Origin of the sequence: Streptomyces sp. NBC_00483 (assembly GCF_036013745.1) — a bacterium.
Taxonomy (GTDB): Bacteria; Actinomycetota; Actinomycetes; order Streptomycetales; family Streptomycetaceae; genus Streptomyces.
The window spans coordinates 5,782,665-5,800,018 of record NZ_CP107880.1 but is presented as its reverse complement, the minus strand read 5'-3'; the positions used below and the strand labels follow the sequence as shown (position 1 = coordinate 5,800,018).

Genomic DNA, 17,354 nt, shown 5'->3' with positions numbered 1-17,354 from the left:
CCCCACCGAAGGTCAAAGCGGAACAATGTCCGGCGCCCCCAACCTCGCCGCATCGGCCGTGAGGTCATCCGGCTGCCGCTGCGACTCCCGCTCCGCCTCCACCCGCTTCTCGTAATGCTCGACCTCCCGCTCCACCTGATCCTTGTCCCACCCCAGTACCGGCGCCATCAGCTCCGCCGCCTCCCGCGCACACCGCGCCCCCCGGTCGAACGTCTCGATGGAGATCCGCGTACGCCGCGTCAGCACGTCGTCGAGATGCCGCGCCCCTTCGTGCGAGGCCGCGTACACGACCTCGGCCCGCAGATAGTCGTCGGCCCCGGTGAGCGGCGCACCCAACGCCGGATCGGCAGCCACCAGTTCGAGCACCTCCTCGGCCAGAGCCCCGTACCGGTTCAGCAGATGCTCGACCCGCACCACGTGCAGCCCGGTGCGCGCAGCGATCCGCGCCCGCGCGTTCCAGAGCGCCCGGTACCCCTCGGCGCCCACCAGCGGCACCTCCTCGGTCACGCACTCGGCGACCCGCTGGTCGAGCCCGTGCACGGCCTCGTCGACGGCGTCCTTGGCCATGACCCGGTACGTCGTGTACTTGCCGCCCGCCACGACGACCAGACCCGGCGCGGGATGCGCCACCGTGTGCTCCCGCGACAGCTTGCTGGTGGCGTCGGACTCCCCGGCAAGCAGCGGCCTCAGCCCCGCATAGACGCCCTGCACGTCATCACGCGAAAGCGGGACACCGAGAACGGAATTGACGTGCTCCAGCAGATAGTCGATGTCGGCGCTCGAAGCCGCCGGATGCGCCTTGTCGAGATCCCACTCGGTGTCGGTCGTCCCCACGATCCAGTGCCGCCCCCACGGAATGACGAACAGCACGCTCTTCTCGGTACGGAGGATGAGCCCGGTCGTCGAATTGATCCGGTCCTTAGGGACAACAAGATGAATCCCCTTGGAAGCCCGCACATGGAACTGCCCGCGCTCGCCGACCATGGCCTGCGTGTCGTCGGTCCACACGCCCGTCGCGTTCACGACCTGCTTGGCCCGGATCTCGTACTCGCCGCCGCCCTCGACGTCCTCCACCCGCGCGCCGACGACCCGCTCGCCCTCCCGCAGGAACCCGGTGACCCGCGCGCGGTTGGCGGCCTTGGCGCCGTACATGGCGGCGGTCCGCACCAGGGTCGCCACATACCGGGCGTCGTCCATCTGCGCGTCGTAGTACTGCAACGCTCCGACCAGCGCGTCCTTCTTCAGGCAGGGGGCGACCCGCAGCGCGTGCTTGCGCGTCAGGTGCCGGTGCATCGGGAGGCCGCGCCCGTGCCCGCGCGCCATCGACATCGCGTCGTACAGCGCGACGCCCGAGCCGGCGTACACCCGCTCCCACGCCTTGTGCTGCAACGGATACAAGAACGGAACCGGCTTCACGAGATGGGGGGCCAGCCGCTCAAGAAGCAGCCCCCGCTCCTTCAACGCTTCTCGTACGAGCGCGAAGTCCAGCATCTCCAGATACCTGAGCCCGCCGTGGATCAGCTTGCTGGACCGGCTCGACGTGCCGGAGGCCCAGTCCCGCGCCTCGACGATCCCTGTGGACAGGCCGCGGGTCACCGCGTCGAGCGCCGTGCCCGCGCCGACCACCCCGGCGCCCACCACGAGAATGTCCAGCTCGCGCTCGGCCATGTCCGCCAGAGCCTGTGCACGCTGCTCGGGTCCCAGTGTCGCTGCCTTCACTGCTGCCTCCCGCTGTCGTCGGCGTGGCTCACGCGTGTGGTGTGCCCGGCCTCATGCCCCTCGAAGCACACGCCGCGCTCTTCCTACATGCCCCGATTCTTCACCCGCTGACCGGTTCGGGCCAGTAGGGCCCTGCTGACGGATCCTGCTGGAGTCGCAGGCCCTGGCACGCACATCTGCGGCGTTGTCGTCGGTTGCCAACGCTCCGCGTTGACGCCCTCCTCCGCCTTGCAGCTGCACGCACCAGGCCCCGCTTGTCGGCACCGGACAGTCACGGCCGCCCGAATCCAGCCTGACCCGTCAGCAGGACCCCAGCAGGCACGCACCTGTGGACAACCTGCGGAGACTCGCGGCGCAACACTCGCAAATCCATCTCCGCGCAATGCCACATATCGGTCATATTTACTCCTAGTCTGACAGTGCGCTCGCTCGTCTTGTCCACAGGGCTTGCGCCCTCGTCCCGCTCCGGTTAATGACCGGTCCGCTCCTCGGGAAAGGACGGCAACCGCCATGCCCGCAGACCTCGCCGTCATCGGCCTCGGCCACCTCGGCCTGCCCCTCGCACAGGCCGCCGTGGCGGCCGGGATCGCGACGATCGGCCACGATCCGGCCCGTGCCAGGGATCTCGCTGCGGGCCGGCTGCCCGGCGGCGGCGACGCGGCGGCCCTGACCGCCGCCGACCTCCGCCGCATGCTCGCCGCGGGCTTCCGCCCCACGGCCAACCCCGCCGAACTCGCCCGCGTCCGCACCGCCGTGATCTGCGCCCCGACCCCGCAGGGCCCCGACGGGGCACCGATGCTCACCCCGGTCGTCGAGGCGACCCGCACCCTCGCCGCCCGGCTCCGGCCGCACACCACGGTGATCATCGAGTCGCCCGTGCCGCCCGGCACCACGCAGACGCTCCTCCTCCCCGTCCTCGAAGAGGGCTCGGGCCTGCGCGCGGGACGCGACTTCCACCTCGCCCACGCCCCCGGCCGCGTCGACCCCGGCAACCGCCTGCACCCCTACACGTCGACCCCCAAGGTGATCGGCGGCCACACCCCCGCCTGCACCGAGTCGGCGGCCACCTTCTACAGCCGCCTGACCGACAAGGTCGTACGCGCGCGTGGTCCACGGGAAGCGGAGACCGTGCACCTCCTGGAGACCAACTACCGGCACGTCAACATCGCCCTGGTCAACGAAATGGCGGTGCTCTGCCACGAGTTGGGCGTGGACCTGTGGGACGTCATCCGCTGCGCGGAGACGAAGCCCTTCGGTTTCCAGGCCTTCCGCCCCGGCCCCGGCGTCGGCGGCCACGCCCTCGCCCAGGACCTCTCGGGCCCGCACCTCCCCACCCGCCCCCTGCGCATGGTCGAACTGGCCCGCCAGGTCAACCACCACATGCCGTCGTACGTGGTCCAGCGCGCGGCCACCCTCCTCAACGAACACGGCAAGTCGGCCCGCGGCGCCCGCGTCCTCCTCCTCGGCGTCACCTACAAGCCCGACCTCGCCGACCAACAGGCCGCCCCCGCCGAGGAGATCGCCACCCGCCTCATGCAACTCGGCGCCGCCGTCAGCTACCACGACCCGTACGTCCCGTCCTGGAACGTCCTGGACCGCCCGGTCCCGCGCGCCGACTCCCTCTACGAGGCCGCGGCCGACGCCGACCTGACGATCCTTCTGCAACAGCACCGCACGTACGACCTGCAAGGCCTGTCCGTAAAGGCCCAACTCCTCCTGGACACAAGGGGAGCCACTCCGGCAGGGGCCGCACACCGCCTCTGACTGCTACATTGCGGCCACTCTGCGCACATCAGCGCCAGGGCTCACACCCCAGGGGGACCGCATGACCCAGCCGCCTCACATACCCGACGGCAACCCGTACGCCCAGCAGCCGCAGCCGCCGCAGCAGCCCCAGTACGGCTACCCGCAGCAGCCCCCTGCCGGGCCTCCGCCGCAGCAGCAGCCGTACGCCCCGTTCCCCCAGCAGCAGGGCATGCCGGGTATGAAGGGCGGTTTCCAGCCGGTGCCGCCGCCCGCCCCCGCCCGCGGCAACCTGGGGCTCGGCATCCTCGCCGGCTTCGTGGCGATGCTGGTCATCGCCGGCGTCTACGGCGGCATCGTCGGCGCGACCGAGCACGAGATCGGTTACGCGGCCGTGGCCGTCGGCGTCGTGGTCGGATTCGCTGCGGGCAAGGTCGGCGGCAACAACCCGGTGGTCCTGATCGTCAGCCCGATCCTGTCGCTGGTGGGCGTCTACCTGGGTCAGCTGCTCGGCGAGTCGATCATCGGCTCGAAGGTGCTGCCGTTCTCCGTGCCCGAACTGCTCTTCCAGCACTTCAACTGGGTCCACGAGGCCTGGAAGACGGACTCGGACCCCATGACCTTCCTCTTCTTCGCCCTCGCCGCGGTGGCCTCCTTCGGCGCCGCGAAGCGAGCATCTTCGTAGGGACGCAAAAGCGGGTGGGCCCCACCTTTCCGATGGGGGCCCACCCGCTTCCCGCTACGACTCAGCGTCAGCGCTACCGCTTGTGCGTGGCGTCCGCCACCGTGACCTCGACCCGCTGGAACTCCTTGAGCTCGCTGTAGCCGGTCGTCGCCATGGCCCGCTTCAGCGCGCCGAAGAAGTTCATCGACCCGTCGGGCGTGTGCGAGGGCCCGGTCAGGACCTCCTGGGTCGTCCCGACCGTGCCGAGGTCGACCTTCTTGCCGCGCGGCACGTCCTCGTGGACGGCCTCCATGCCCCAGTGGTGACCGCGGCCGGGCGCGTCCGTGGCGCGGGCCAGCGGGGACCCCATCATCACGGAGTCGGCACCGCAGGCAATGGCCTTGGGCAGGTCGCCGGACCAGCCCACGCCACCGTCGGCGATGACGTGCACGTAGCGGCCACCGGACTCGTCCATGTAGTCACGGCGCGCGGCGGCGACATCGGCCACAGCGGTGGCCATCGGCACCTGAATGCCCAGCACGTTCCGCGTGGTGTGCGCGGCGCCGCCACCGAAGCCGACGAGCACACCCGCGGCACCGGTCCGCATGAGGTGCAGCGCGGCGGTGTACGTGGCGCAGCCACCCACGATGACCGGAACATCCAGCTCGTAGATGAACTGCTTCAGGTTCAGCGGCTCGGCGGCACCGGAGACGTGCTCGGCGGAGACCGTGGTCCCGCGGATCACGAAGATGTCGACGCCCGCGTCCACGACCGCCTTGGAGAACTCGGCGGTGCGCTGCGGGGAGAGCGCGGCGGCGGTGACGACACCGGAGTCGCGCACCTCCTTGATGCGCTGCCCGATCAGGTCGGCCTGGATGGGCGCGGAGTAGATCTCCTGGAGGCGGCGGGTCGCGGCCTCGGGCGACAGCTCGGCGATCTCGTCGAGCAGCGGCTGCGGGTCCTCGTAACGGGTCCACAGGCCCTCGAGGTTCAGCACCCCGAGTCCGCCCAGCTCACCGATGCGGATCGCGGTCGCCGGAGAGACGACGGAGTCCATGGGCGCGGCCAGGAACGGCAGCTCGAAGCGGTAGGCATCGATCTGCCAAGCGATCGAGACCTCCTTCGGGTCGCGGGTGCGCCGGCTCGGAACGACGGCGATGTCGTCGAAGGCGTACGCGCGGCGGCCGCGCTTGCCGCGCCCGATCTCGATCTCAGTCACGTTGGGGGGCGCCTTTCACATCTGGGTCCCACTTGGGCCTTGCCTGTCCAGTATCCCTGACACACGCGTGTGGGGCGGTCCCGGTGATCCCGGATCCGCCCCACACGGTCTGACCTGCTGTTACTTGCTGTTGCGGCTGTAGTTCGGCGCCTCGACCGTCATCTGGATGTCGTGCGGGTGGCTCTCCTTGAGGCCCGCCGAGGTGATCCGGACGAACTTGCCGTTGGTCTGCAGCTCCGGAACCGTGCGCCCGCCGACGTAGAACATCGACTGGCGCAGTCCGCCGGTGAGCTGGTGCACGACCGCCGACAGCGGGCCGCGGTAGGGCACCTGGCCCTCGATGCCCTCGGGCACGAGCTTCTCGTCGGAGGCGACGCCCTCCTGGAAGTACCGGTCCTTGGAGAAGGACTTCTGGTCGCCGCGCGTCTGCATGGCGCCCAGCGAACCCATGCCGCGGTACGACTTGAACTGCTTGCCGTTGATGAAGAGCAGCTCGCCCGGCGACTCCTCGCAGCCCGCGAGCAGCGAGCCGAGCATCACGGTGTCGGCGCCGGCGACGAGCGCCTTGGCGATGTCACCGGAGTACTGGAGGCCACCGTCACCGATGACCGGGACTCCGGCCTCCTTGGCGGCGAGCGATGCCTCGTAGATGGCCGTGACCTGCGGGACACCGATACCGGCGACCACGCGCGTGGTGCAGATGGAGCCCGGGCCGACACCGACCTTGATGCCGTCCACGCCGGAGTCGATGAGCGCCTTGGCGCCGTCACGGGTGGCGATGTTGCCGCCGATGACGTCGACGCCGCCGGAGTTGGACTTGATCTTGGCGACCATGTCACCGACGAGCCGCGAGTGCCCGTGCGCGGTGTCGACGACGATGAAGTCGGCGCCCGCCTCGATCAGCGCCTGCGCCCGCTCGTAGGAGTCACCGGCGACGCCGACCGCGGCACCGACGAGCAGCCGGCCCTCGGAGTCCTTCGCCGCGTTCGGGTACTGCTCGGCCTTCTTGAAGTCCTTGACCGTGATGAGGCCCTTGAGGATGCCCGAGTCGTCGACCAGCGGAAGCTTCTCGATCTTGTGGCGGCGCAGCAGCTCCATGGCGTCGACGCCGGAGATGCCGACCTTGCCCGTGACGAGCGGCATCGGCGTCATGACCTCGCGGACCTGACGGCTGCGGTCGTTCTCGAAGGCGATGTCGCGGTTGGTGACGATGCCGAGCAGCTTGCCGCCGCCGTCGGTCACCGGCACACCGGAGATGCGGAACTTCGCGCAGATCGCATCGGCCTCGGCGAGCGTCGCGTCCGGGTGCACCGTGATCGGGTCGGTGACCATGCCGGACTCGGAGCGCTTCACGAGGTCCACCTGGTTCGCCTGGTCGGCGATCGACAGGTTGCGGTGCAGCACGCCGACGCCACCCTGCCGCGCCATGGCGATCGCCATGCGGGACTCGGTGACCTTGTCCATCGCGGCGGACAGCAGCGGGATGTTCACCCGCACGTTCTTCGAGACGTGCGAGGCGGTGTCGATCTGGTCGGGCGCCATGTCCGACGAGCCCGGCAGCAGCAGCACGTCGTCGTAGGTCAGCCCGAGTGTCGCGAATTTCTCGGGCACTCCGTCGACGTTTGCAGTCATGACACCTTCCCCAAATGGCCTTGATCGGTGCGGATGTCCATGCTAACGGCCCGCGGGGGTGTCTCATTCCACGATCAAGATCATCGGCGTTCTTTGGACGTTCACACGTGCGTGACCGAGGCCTCGTGCTACTGCTCGGCGAGCGCCCGCAGCCGACTCAGCGCACGGTGTTGCGCGACGCGCACGGCGCCGGGTGACATGCCCAACATCTGCCCGGTCTCCTCCGCGGTGAGCCCGACGGCGATGCGCAGCAGGAGCAGCTCCCGCTGGTTCTGCGGAAGGTTGGCGAGCAGCTTCTTGGCCCACGCGGCGTCGCTGTTCAACAGCGCCCGCTCCTCAGGGCCGAGGGAGTCGTCGGGCCGCTCGGGCATCTCGTCGGAGGGCACGGCCGTGGATCCGGGCCCGCGCATGGCCGCCCGCTGGAGATCGGCGACCTTGTGCGCGGCGATGGCGAAGACGAACGCCTCGAAGGGCCGCCCGGTGTCCTTGTAGCGCGGCAGCGCGAGCAGCACGGCGACGCAGACCTCCTGGGCGAGGTCCTCCACGAAGTGCCGCGCGTCACCCGGCAGTCGGGAAAGACGCGTGCGGCAGTAGCGGATCGCGAGGGGGTGGACATGCGCGAGCAGATCGTGCGTGGCCTGCTCGTCTCCGTCGACGGCGCGGCCGACGAGCGTACCGATGACCCCCTGGGGCGTCGCTGCCTCGTCGTCACGCATCGGTCCATGGTGCCCCGACACCTTCCGGTCCGTGACACCGTGCCCGTAGTTGTGCACCGAAGCGTTATGAGCAGGTGCGCCGGAACTCATCTCCTGCGCCCTCCCCTCTCGCTGACCCTGCTCGCCCGACTCGTCCCCGAGGAACTCCACACCCCCAAGGATGCGGCATCGCGCGCGAAGCGTCGAAAAGCGCGGCGCGACGGGCCGGAGCGGCCCCCCTCACGGCGGGTCCACCGCGCCCCGGAGGGCGCGGGGGTGTGCCGATCAGCGGCTCGTCAGCGAACCAGGCCCCAGCGGAACCCGAGCGCCACCGCGTGCGCACGGTCCGAGGCGCCGAGCTTCTTGAAGAGGCGACGCGCGTGCGTCTTGACCGTGTCCTCGGAGAGGAACAGCTCACGCCCGATCTCGGCGTTGGACCGCCCGTGGCTCATGCCCTCGAGCACCTGGATCTCCCGCGCGGTGAGCGTGGGGGCGGCCCCCATCTCGGCCGAGCGCAGTCTGCGCGGGGCGAGCCGCCAGGTCGGGTCGGCGAGCGCCTGCGTCACCGTGGCCCGCAGCTCGGCGCGCGAGGCGTCCTTGTGCAGATACCCGCGGGCGCCGGCGGCGACCGCGAGGGCCACACCGTCCAGATCCTCGGCCACGGTGAGCATGATGATGCGCGCACCGGGATCGGCGGAGAGCAGCCGCCGCACTGTCTCGACGCCGCCCAGACCGGGCATGCGTACGTCCATCAAAATCAGGTCCGAGCGGTCGGCGCCCCAGCGGCGGAGGACTTCCTCGCCGTTGGCCGCGGTCGTCACGCGCTCGACGCCGGGCACGGTCGCGACCGCGCGGCGCAGCGCCTCTCGGGCAAGCGGGGAGTCGTCGCAGACGAGGACGGATGTCATGACCGTCCTCCGCAGCTGATGCGCGTCACCTTGAGCCTCCAGGCTGTGTACGAATCGTCACCTGTGCGGTCGACATTCAACAAGGCAATCGGACACCTGCCCGAGCGCTTGTTCTTTCAACCGCCTCCGCACTCTCAACGACGGTCACTCGAAAGAGTTACGGGTCGGACGGCCTCCTTCGGCACTCTACGTGAGGGCGCGAACACGGTGCGGACAGCGCGGCGGACCCACAAGGTTTCATCACAAGCTATGCCCCATTTGGAAGGTTTTCCTTCCTTTTACTGGTGTCTGTAGCTAGATTCGCAATGAGTCATATTTTCATCTCCTTAGACAGTAGATGTACGGTCATGGGCACCGTATCCGCGTCTGAACGGCTACAAGGGGACACAGCAATGGCAGATTTCTCCCGCCTTCCCGGACCGAACGCCGATCTGTGGGACTGGCAGCTCCTCGCGGCCTGCCGCGGGGTGGACAGCTCTCTCTTCTTCCACCCGGAGGGCGAACGTGGGGCGGCACGCAGCGCCCGTGAGAACTCGGCCAAGGAGGTCTGCATGAGGTGCCCGGTGCGCGCGGAGTGCGCTGCTCACGCCCTACAGGTGCGTGAGCCGTACGGCGTGTGGGGCGGCCTCACGGAGGACGAGCGCGAAGAGCTCATGGGACGGGCCCGCAATCGGCTCGTCACGGCGTCGGCCCCAAGTGGAGGACAGGCCGCCACAAGCGGCGCGCACAACTGAAGGAACGTTTCTGCACGAAGCTGAACGACCTGCGGAGGTACCTGAACGGCCTGCGGAGGTAGGCGTGCCGAGGCGCGCCCGCCTCCGCGTTCAGCGTGTCGCGGCCTTCGCGAGGTGGTCGAGGGTCGCGCGGACCGCGGGCACCTGGGCCAGATCGGGCAGGGTGAGCGCGACGATCTCGCGGCGCACCGCGGGCTCGACGGTCACTGTGCGTGCACCCTTGGGGCGAACAGACTCGATGGCCAGTTCGGGGAGTACCGCCACGCCGAGCCCGGCGCTGACGAGCCCGACCACCGCCGGGTAGTCGTCCGTCGCGAAGTCGATGCGGGGGGCGAATCCCGCGCCCCTGCACACCTCGACCAGCTGGCGGCGGCAGCGCGGGCAGCCCGCGATCCACGGCTCGTCCGCGAACGCGTCGATGGTGACCGAGCCGGCTCCGGCCAGCGCGTGCCCCTCGGGCACGAGGCCCACGAGCCGGTCCGCGAACAGCGTCCGTACGACGAGGTCTTCCCAGTCCTCTCCGGCGTGCGCGCCCTCGTACCGGAAGGCCAGCGCGACGTCGCAGTCGCCCTCGCGGAGCATCTCCACGGAGCGGGGCGGTTCGGCCTCGACCAGCGACACGCGCGTGCCGGGGTGTTCGGAGCGCAGGGCAGCGAGGGCCGTCGGGACGAGCGTCGAGCTGCCGCTGGGGAACGAGACGAGGCGGACCCGGCCGGCCCGCAGGCCCGCGATCGCGGCGATCTCCTCCTCTGCGGCCGTGAGCCCGGCGAGGATGCCCGACGCGTGCCGCACGAGGGCCTCGCCGGCCTGCGTCAGGCGCATCTCGCGGCCGGTGCGGATCAGCAGCGGGGTGCCGGCCGAGGACTCCAGGGCCTTCATCTGCTGGCTCACGGCGGGCTGGGTGCAACCCAGCTCGCGGGCCGCCGCGGAGAAGGAGCCGGTGGCGGCGACGGCGCGCAGGACACGGAGATGACGGGCCTCGATCACCCCTCAAGCATAAGCGACTCTTGGGGATCGCGCCGGATAATGCGTGGCGGCTTTGGGTGTCGGTCCCGTAGCGTTCCGCACATGAAGCTTCTGTCGCTGAATCTGGGGCGGCCCGAGTCCGCCGAGTACACGGACCAGCCCGAGGGAGTCACGGGCATCGACAAGCGGCCGGTCACCGGTCCCGTGCGGGTGTCGGCGCCGGGCCCCAAGGGGACCGGCGCGAGCGGGCTCGCCGGGGACGCGGTGTGCGACCTGCGGCACCACGGCGGGGACCACCAGGCCGTGTACGCGTACGCGCGTGAGGACCTGGACGCGTGGGGCAAGGAGCTGGACCGTTCGCTGCCCAGCGGCACGTTCGGCGAGAACCTCACGACCGAAGGGGTCGACGTGTCGGGCGCGCGGATCGGCGAGCGCTGGCGGGTCGGGGCCGAGCTTCTCCTGGAGGTCACGTCGAGCCGGATTCCGTGCCGGACCTTCCAGGGGCACCTGGGCGAGCGGGGCTGGGTCAAGCGGTTCACCCGGGAAGGGGCGCCGGGGGCGTATCTGCGGGTGATCGAGCCGGGCGAGATCCGGGCGGGCGACTCCATCGAGGTCGTGCACCGGCCGGACCACGAGGTCACCGTGGCCCTTCAGTTCCGTGCGGTGACGACCGAGCGGGAGCTGCTGCCGCGGTTGCTCGCCGCGGGGGACGCGCTGCATCCGGAGGCGGTTCGCTCCGCGCGGGAGTACGTCGAGAAGTACGGCTCGTAGGCTCGTTGCGGCCGGCCGTTCCCACGCCCCGGGGCCGTGATCACGAGCACCACTCCGCGCTCATTAACCTTGGCGCATGACTACCGCCCTGATCACCGGATCCACCGCGGGCATCGGCGCCGCGTTCGCACGGCAACTCGCCACCGACGGGCACAACCTGGTGCTCGTCGCGCGCGACACCAAGCGGCTGCACGAGCAGGCGACAGAGCTGCACGACCGGCACGGCATCGAGGCCGAGGTGCTCACCGCCGACCTGGCCACGGAGGACGGGATCGCGGCGGTCGAGGCGCGCCTGACGGACCGTAAGGCCGCGGTCGATCTGCTGGTCAACAACGCCGGGTTCGGCAACAAGGGGCACTACCTCGAGGTCCCGATGGCCGACGAGCTGACGATGCTGAAGGTGCACTGCGAGGCGGTGCTGCGGCTGACGTCGGCGGCCGCGGGGGCGATGCGCGAGCGTGGGCGCGGTGGCGTGGTCAACGTGGCGTCGGTGGCGGCGTTCGTGCCGCGCGGTACGTACGGCGCCTCGAAGGCGTGGGTCGTGCAGTTCACGCAGGGCGCGGCGAAGGACCTCGCGGGCAGTGGGGTCCGACTGATGGCACTGTGCCCCGGGTTCGTCCGTACGGAGTTCCACGAGCGGGCCGGAATGGGCACGGGCAACATCCCGAAGTGGATGTGGCTCGACGCGGACAAGCTGGTGTCGGCGGCGCTCGCGGACCTCGCGCGTGGCAAGTCGCTGTCGATCCCGGACCCCCGGTACAAGGCCCTGATGGGCGTGGTGAAGGTGACGCCGCGGGTCCTGCTGGGCGGGATCACCTCCCGCACGGGCCGCAAGTACGGTCCCCAGTAAGGGAGTTGCTCCACGAAGAGCAAAAGCCGAGGCCCGGCCCCCCGCGACGGGGAGCCGGGCCTCGGGTTACTTCAGCGGAGCAGGTCAGTGCGAGTGACCGTGGCCGTGGCCGCCGGCCTCCGGCTCCTCGTCCGCCGGCTTCTCGACGACCAGGGTCTCGGTCGTGAGGAGCAGGGAGGCGATGGAGGCGGCGTTCTCCAGGGCGGAGCGCGTGACCTTGACCGGGTCGATGACGCCGGCCTTGACCAGGTCCACGTACTCGCCGGTCGCGGCGTTGTAGCCGTGGCCCTTCTCGAGCTCCTTGACCTTGGAGACGATCACGTAGCCCTCCTGGCCGGCGTTCTCGCCGATCCAGCGGAGCGGCTCGACGACGGCGCGGCGGACGACGGCGACACCGGTGGCCTCGTCGCCCTCCTTGCCGAGGGAGTCGTCCAGGACCTTGGAGGCGTGCACCAGAGCGGAGCCACCACCGGAGACGATGCCCTCCTCGACCGCGGCGCGGGTCGCGGAGATGGCGTCCTCCAGACGGTGCTTCTTCTCCTTGAGCTCGACCTCGGTCGCGGCACCGACGCGGATGACGCAGACGCCGCCGGCCAGCTTGGCCAGGCGCTCCTGCAGCTTCTCGCGGTCCCAGTCCGAGTCCGTGTTCTCGATCTCGGCCTTGATCTGCGCGACGCGGCCCTGCACGTCCTCGGACTTGCCGCCACCGTCGACGATGGTGGTGTCGTCCTTGGTGATCGTCACGCGGCGCGCGGAACCGAGCACCTCGAGACCGGCCTGGTCGAGCTTGAGGCCGACCTCCTCGGCGATGACGGTGGCACCGGTGAGGGTGGCCATGTCCTGCAGCATCGCCTTGCGGCGGTCACCGAAGCCGGGGGCCTTCACGGCGACGGCGTTGAACGTGCCGCGGATCTTGTTCACGACCAGGGTCGACAGAGCCTCGCCCTCGACGTCCTCGGCGATGATCAGGAGCGGCTTGGAGCCACCGTTCTGGATGACCTTCTCCAGGAGCGGGAGCATGTCCTGGATCGAGCCGATCTTGCCCTGGTGGATCAGGATGTACGGGTCGTCGAGGACGGCCTCCATACGCTCCTGGTCGGTGACGAAGTACGGGGACAGGTAGCCCTTGTCGAAGGCCATGCCCTCGGTGAAGTCGAGCTCCAGACCGAAGGTGTTGGACTCCTCGACGGTGATGACACCGTCCTTGCCGACCTTGTCCATCGCCTCGGCGATGAGCTCGCCGACCTGGTTGTCCTGGGCGGACAGACCGGCGACGGCGGCGATGTCGGACTTCTCGTCGATCGGACGGGCGGTCGCGAGGAGGTCCTCGGACACGGCCTTGACCGCGGCGTCGATGCCCTTCTTCAGGGCGGCCGGGGAGGCACCGGCGGCAACGTTGCGCAGGCCTTCCTTGACCAGGGCCTGGGCGAGCACGGTGGCGGTGGTCGTACCGTCACCCGCGATGTCGTTGGTCTTGGTCGCCACCTCCTTCACCAGCTGCGCGCCGAGGTTCTCGTACGGGTCCTCGACCTCTACCTCACGGGCGATGGTGACGCCGTCGTTGGTGATGGTCGGGGCGCCGAACTTCTTGTCGATGACGACGTTGCGGCCCTTGGGGCCGATCGTCACCTTGACCGTGTCGGCAAGCTTGTTGACGCCGCGCTCGAGGGCGCGACGGGCGTCCTCGTCGAACTTCAGGATCTTCGCCATGGAGCTGAATCAGTCCTCTCGAAACGAACCGCGCCCCTCGCACCCGGCATTCTCAGCGGGGGCCAGGGGCGCAGTTCAAAGCGTTCTGCTTCGGTGAAGCTTCAAAAGCCTCGGTGAATTACTTCTCGACGATCGCGAGCACGTCGCGAGCCGAGAGGACGAGGTACTCGTCGCCGTTGTACTTCACCTCGGTGCCGCCGTACTTGCTGTACAGCACGACATCGCCGACCTTGACGTCGAGCGGAAGGCGCTCGCCGTTCTCGAAGCGGCCCGGGCCCACGGCGAGGACAGCGCCCTCCTGGGGCTTCTCCTTCGCGGTGTCCGGAATGACCAGGCCAGAGGCCGTGGTCTGCTCGGCGTCGAGCGGCTGGACCACAATGCGGTCCTCGAGCGGCTTGATGGCAACCTTGGAGCTGGTGGTCGTCACGATCCGGTCTCCCCCTTCGGAGATCTCACGGGGTTAACAGTCTGGGGTGGCGACCAGGTGGATCCGTCGTCGCGGGTGCCGGACCTGCCCGTCGCTGTTGGCACTCTCCAGTGGTGAGTGCCAGGGCCGAGACTATGACTGCGATTAGCACTCGGTCAAGCGGACTGCTAATCGACTCCGTCGCTGATCGGTGGACCGGCGGCTCACAGGTAGTCCTCCAGGGCCGCCACCTCGTACCCCTCGGCCTCGATACGGCGCACGAGAGCCGGCGTGGTCTCCGCCCGCGCCCCGAGGATGTCGCCGGGGCGCAACCGCTCCGCCGGCTCGCGCCACAGGACGATCGCGTCGACGCCGCACTCGGCCGCCGCCTGGAGCGTGTTCGCGTCGTACGCGCCCCGGGGCGGATGGAACAGGCGGGGCGCCGCCCCGAAGCGGGCCTCGACGCGGTCGCGCTGGCCGCAGATCTCGGCGTGCTGCTCCACGTATCCGAGGCCCGGCAGGAGGGCGTGGGTGAGGGTGCGGTTCTGCACCCGGGCGCCCAGGGCGGTCAGTTCGCCGAGGCGGCCCACGCCCGGGCCCGCGAGGAACAGCGAGACCGGGAGGCGTCGGTCGCGGACCAGGCCGACGAAGCGGGGGTCCCGCCCGGCCCCGTCCTCGTACGCGAGGAAGACCACCTTGTCGCGGGTGGGGACGCGGGAGACGACCGGCGGGACCGCCGCCTCTGCGCCCGCCGCAGGGCGCGGCGGCGGGGCGGCCTCCCGCGCGCACCCGGTGAGCAGAACGGCGGCCAGGGCGCAGCCGAGCAGCCGCGCCCGCGGCCCACGCGGTGTCACAGGTAGTCCTCCAGGCGCGCCACCGCGTAGCCCCGGTCGGTGAGGTACTTCATGAGGTTCCGGATCATGTCGGGCATCGTGCCCTTCCAGTCCTTGCGGCCCCTGAAGTGCGTGAGCAGGATGTCGCCCGGATGGATGCTGCGGTCCCACTCTCGGTAGTCCATGCGGTCCACGAACGCCTCTGCGTTCCAGATCGGGGCGTACTCGATGCCGCAGGCCTTGGCGGCGCGCAGGGTGTTCTGGTTGTAGTCGCCGAACGGCGGTCGGAAGAGCGTGGGCCGCTTGCCGTACTTCTTTTCGATGACGTCCTGCATGCCGCAGATCTCGTGCTTCTGACGCGCGTACGAGAGGGCGGGCAGGAACGGGTGGTGGAGCGTGTGGTTGTTGAGGGTGACGCCGCGGGCCTGCATCTTCTTGAAGTAGCCGTACTTCGGCCTGACTTCGGCGTCGGTCAGGAACGCCGTGTACGGGATCCGCAGCTCGCTCATCATCTTCAGGAACCGCGGGTCCTTCTCGGCGCCGTCGTCGATGGTGAGGAAGACGACCTTGTCCTTGGTCGGGATCGTCGTGAACACCGGCGGCAGGCCGAGCTTCTTCTGGCCGTCGACCTCGAAGCCCGTCCGCGCCTCGATGACCGGCTTCTTCGCCGGTGGGCGCGGGGCGGTGAGCGGCACGTCGGCGAGGCCCCAGCGCTTGGTCGCCGCGACGAGCGCGGCCCGCTGGGCGCGCAGCTTCGTCGCGTACGAGTCGAGGGCCCGGGCGGGAGCGGCCTGGAGGCCCTGTTGGCCGGGGGCCGGTTTCACGGGGGTCCGCTCCGGGGTGCCGGCCGCGCACCCGGTGGCGAGGGCGGACGCGGCGAGCAGGCCGGCGAGGAGGCGGACGCCGGTCGTCGCGCCGGGTCTCTTACCGGGTCTCTTCCGAGTCCCCTTTGAGGCGTGTTTCTCATTTTGTCGTACTAGTTGCATGGCGCCGGATCCTTACAGCTCACGGGCCCGTTCCGGAGCCGACACCTCCGCCTGGCGCGCACCGTCGCCCGCCTGGCCCACAATGGGCCGGGTGAACGACCCCGCCGCCTTCTCCGCCCTCCTGGCCCCCGAGGGCCTGGCCCTGCTCGACGAACTCCGCGATCACGATCCGGCCCAGGAGCTCGCCCTCGCCACGAAACTGCGCCGCGAGCACCCCGCCGAACTCGTCTCGGCCGCGCTCGCCCAGGCGCGGCTGCGGCAGCGGGCGGTGGCGAAGTTCGGGGCCGAGGACGCGGCCCGGATGTTCTTCACGCCGAACGGGGTCGAGCAGGCGACGCGGACGAGCGTGGCGGCGTACCGGGCCGGCGCCTTCGAGGCGCTCGGCGTGCGCTCCGTGGCCGACCTGTGCTGCGGCATCGGCGGCGACGCGATCGCGCTCGCCCGCGCGGGGATCCGGGTGCTTGCCGTCGACCGGGACCCGCTGACGTGCGAGGTGGCGCGGGCGAACGCCGAGGCGCTCGGCCTCGCGGGGCTCATCGAGGTGCGCGAGGCGGACGTCACCGAGGTGGACACGGCCGCGTACGACGCCGTGTTCGTGGACCCCGCGCGCCGGGGTGGTCGGGGCCGGATCTTCGACCCCGAGGCCTACTCCCCGCCGCTGTCCTGGGCCGTGTCCGCCGCGCTCAAGGCGCCGCACGCCGCGCTGAAGATCGCCCCCGGCATCCCGCACGAGGCGATCCCCGCGGAGGCCGACGCCGAGTGGATCTCGGACGGGGGTGACGTGAAGGAGGCGGTGCTGTGGTTCGGGACCGCTCCCGGGCGGATGCGGGCGACGCTGCTTCCGGGGCCGCGGGCGCTGGTGGGCAGGGGGCTTCCCGACCCCGAAGTACGGCCCGTCGGGCGGTACTTGTACGAGCCCGATGGCGCCGTCATCCGGGCGCACCTGGTCGCCGAGGTGGCCGAGGAGGTCGGCGGCGGGCTCGTCGACGAGACGATCGCGTACGTGACGGCGGACGAGCTGCACGCCACGCCCTACGCCGCCGCGTACGAGATCACCGACCAACTCCCTTTCAACGTGAAGAAGTTGAAGGCGTTGCTGCGGGAGCGGGAGGTCGGCGTGCTGACGGTGAAGAAGCGGGGGTCGGCGGTCGAGCCGGAGGAGTTGCGGCGGAAGGCAATGCCGAAGCCCTTCGGGAGGCGGGCGGTGACGGTGTTTTTGACCCGGGTTGCGGGTGCGCCCACGATGCTTGTCGGCGCGCCGGTGGGTTGAGGCGTCGGGGCTCCGCCCGCGGGGCTGTTTTCGCCGACCCGGCGTTACGGCCTCGGGGCTCCGCCCCGGACCCCGCGCCTCAATCGCCGGCGGGGCTGATTGTGCCGAACCGGCGTTACGGCCACGGGGCTCCGCCCCGGACCCCGCTGCTCAATCGCCGCAGGGGCTTGAATTGCCCACCCGCCGCAGGGGCTTGAGTAGACCCGCCCACCCGCAGGCAATCGCCCGGCTCCCGCCCATCTCCCACT

At 70.3% G+C, this 17,354-nt stretch carries 16 protein-coding genes; 6 read left to right on the top strand and 10 right to left on the bottom strand.

Translation table 11 applies throughout. The annotated features are described in order from the left end of the window. Positions 1–12 precede the first annotated feature (12 nt). Complete coding sequence (locus OHA73_RS26160; protein ID WP_266713179.1) at positions 13–1,719, bottom strand: glycerol-3-phosphate dehydrogenase/oxidase; 1,707 nt, start codon at positions 1,717–1,719, stop codon at positions 13–15. Positions 1,720–2,229: 510 nt separating this feature from the next. On the opposite strand from OHA73_RS26160, the gene OHA73_RS26155 reads away from it, so the two are divergent. Together OHA73_RS26155 and OHA73_RS26150 are read left to right on the top strand one after the other, a co-directional pair. Continuing rightward, entirely contained in the window at positions 2,230–3,483 is a 1,254-nt protein-coding gene (locus tag OHA73_RS26155; protein WP_266713177.1) for a nucleotide sugar dehydrogenase, read from the top strand. 61 nt (positions 3,484–3,544) lie between these two features. Next, a complete protein-coding gene (locus tag OHA73_RS26150; RefSeq protein ID WP_266713175.1) occupies positions 3,545–4,147 on the top strand; it encodes a hypothetical protein in 603 nt (200 codons plus the stop codon). A 73-nt stretch (positions 4,148–4,220) separates the two neighbouring features. Here the strand turns inward: OHA73_RS26150 and OHA73_RS26145 are convergent, their stop codons facing one another. The 4 genes from OHA73_RS26145 to OHA73_RS26130 form a co-directional block, all read right to left on the bottom strand. Beyond that, on the bottom strand, positions 4,221–5,345 hold the full coding sequence (locus OHA73_RS26145; RefSeq protein WP_266713173.1) for a GuaB3 family IMP dehydrogenase-related protein: 1,125 nt from the start codon (positions 5,343–5,345) through the stop codon (positions 4,221–4,223). Between the two features lie 120 nt (positions 5,346–5,465). Beyond that, positions 5,466–6,977 carry an IMP dehydrogenase gene (gene guaB / locus OHA73_RS26140; RefSeq protein WP_266713171.1) on the bottom strand — a complete coding sequence of 504 codons (1,512 nt, stop codon included), beginning with the start codon at positions 6,975–6,977 and terminating at the stop codon, positions 5,466–5,468. A 128-nt stretch (positions 6,978–7,105) separates the two neighbouring features. Beyond that, the gene (locus OHA73_RS26135; RefSeq protein WP_266713169.1) at positions 7,106–7,693 is read right to left on the bottom strand and encodes a sigma-70 family RNA polymerase sigma factor; all 588 of its coding nucleotides are present in this window, start codon (positions 7,691–7,693) and stop codon (positions 7,106–7,108) included. Between the two features lie 275 nt (positions 7,694–7,968). After that, positions 7,969–8,580 carry a response regulator transcription factor gene (locus OHA73_RS26130; RefSeq protein ID WP_003948568.1) on the bottom strand — a complete coding sequence of 204 codons (612 nt, stop codon included), beginning with the start codon at positions 8,578–8,580 and terminating at the stop codon, positions 7,969–7,971. Positions 8,581–8,972: 392 nt separating this feature from the next. Between OHA73_RS26130 and OHA73_RS26125 the strand changes: the two genes are divergently transcribed. Continuing rightward, the gene (locus OHA73_RS26125; protein WP_266713167.1) at positions 8,973–9,314 is read left to right on the top strand and encodes a WhiB family transcriptional regulator; all 342 of its coding nucleotides are present in this window, start codon (positions 8,973–8,975) and stop codon (positions 9,312–9,314) included. Between the two features lie 90 nt (positions 9,315–9,404). Here the strand turns inward: OHA73_RS26125 and OHA73_RS26120 are convergent, their stop codons facing one another. Then, entirely contained in the window at positions 9,405–10,301 is an 897-nt protein-coding gene (locus OHA73_RS26120; protein WP_267069503.1) for a LysR family transcriptional regulator, read from the bottom strand. Between the two features lie 81 nt (positions 10,302–10,382). On the opposite strand from OHA73_RS26120, the gene OHA73_RS26115 reads away from it, so the two are divergent. Together OHA73_RS26115 and OHA73_RS26110 are read left to right on the top strand one after the other, a co-directional pair. Further along, on the top strand, positions 10,383–11,051 hold the full coding sequence (locus OHA73_RS26115; protein WP_267069504.1) for an MOSC domain-containing protein: 669 nt from the start codon (positions 10,383–10,385) through the stop codon (positions 11,049–11,051). A gap of 76 nt (positions 11,052–11,127) precedes the next feature. Beyond that, a complete protein-coding gene (locus tag OHA73_RS26110) occupies positions 11,128–11,901 on the top strand; it encodes an SDR family NAD(P)-dependent oxidoreductase (protein ID WP_267069505.1) in 774 nt (257 codons plus the stop codon). 84 nt (positions 11,902–11,985) lie between these two features. On the opposite strand, the gene groL is transcribed toward OHA73_RS26110, so the two are convergent. The 4 genes from groL to OHA73_RS26090 form a co-directional block, all read right to left on the bottom strand. Continuing rightward, entirely contained in the window at positions 11,986–13,611 is a 1,626-nt protein-coding gene (gene groL / locus OHA73_RS26105; protein ID WP_267069506.1) for a chaperonin GroEL, read from the bottom strand. Positions 13,612–13,729: 118 nt separating this feature from the next. Next, positions 13,730–14,038 carry a co-chaperone GroES gene (gene groES, locus OHA73_RS26100; RefSeq protein WP_018528412.1) on the bottom strand — a complete coding sequence of 103 codons (309 nt, stop codon included), beginning with the start codon at positions 14,036–14,038 and terminating at the stop codon, positions 13,730–13,732. 203 nt (positions 14,039–14,241) lie between these two features. Beyond that, positions 14,242–14,871, bottom strand: coding sequence for a polysaccharide deacetylase family protein (locus OHA73_RS26095; RefSeq protein WP_327656261.1), 630 nt, complete (start codon positions 14,869–14,871; stop codon positions 14,242–14,244). Then, positions 14,868–15,836 carry a polysaccharide deacetylase family protein gene (locus tag OHA73_RS26090; protein WP_267069508.1) on the bottom strand — a complete coding sequence of 323 codons (969 nt, stop codon included), beginning with the start codon at positions 15,834–15,836 and terminating at the stop codon, positions 14,868–14,870. The genes OHA73_RS26095 and OHA73_RS26090 overlap by 4 nt, the downstream gene beginning before the upstream one ends. 82 nt (positions 15,837–15,918) lie before the next feature. On the opposite strand from OHA73_RS26090, the gene OHA73_RS26085 reads away from it, so the two are divergent. Beyond that, positions 15,919–17,106, top strand: a complete 1,188-nt coding sequence (locus tag OHA73_RS26085; protein ID WP_327658525.1) for a THUMP-like domain-containing protein — start codon at positions 15,919–15,921, stop codon at positions 17,104–17,106. Positions 17,107–17,354 lie beyond the last annotated feature (248 nt).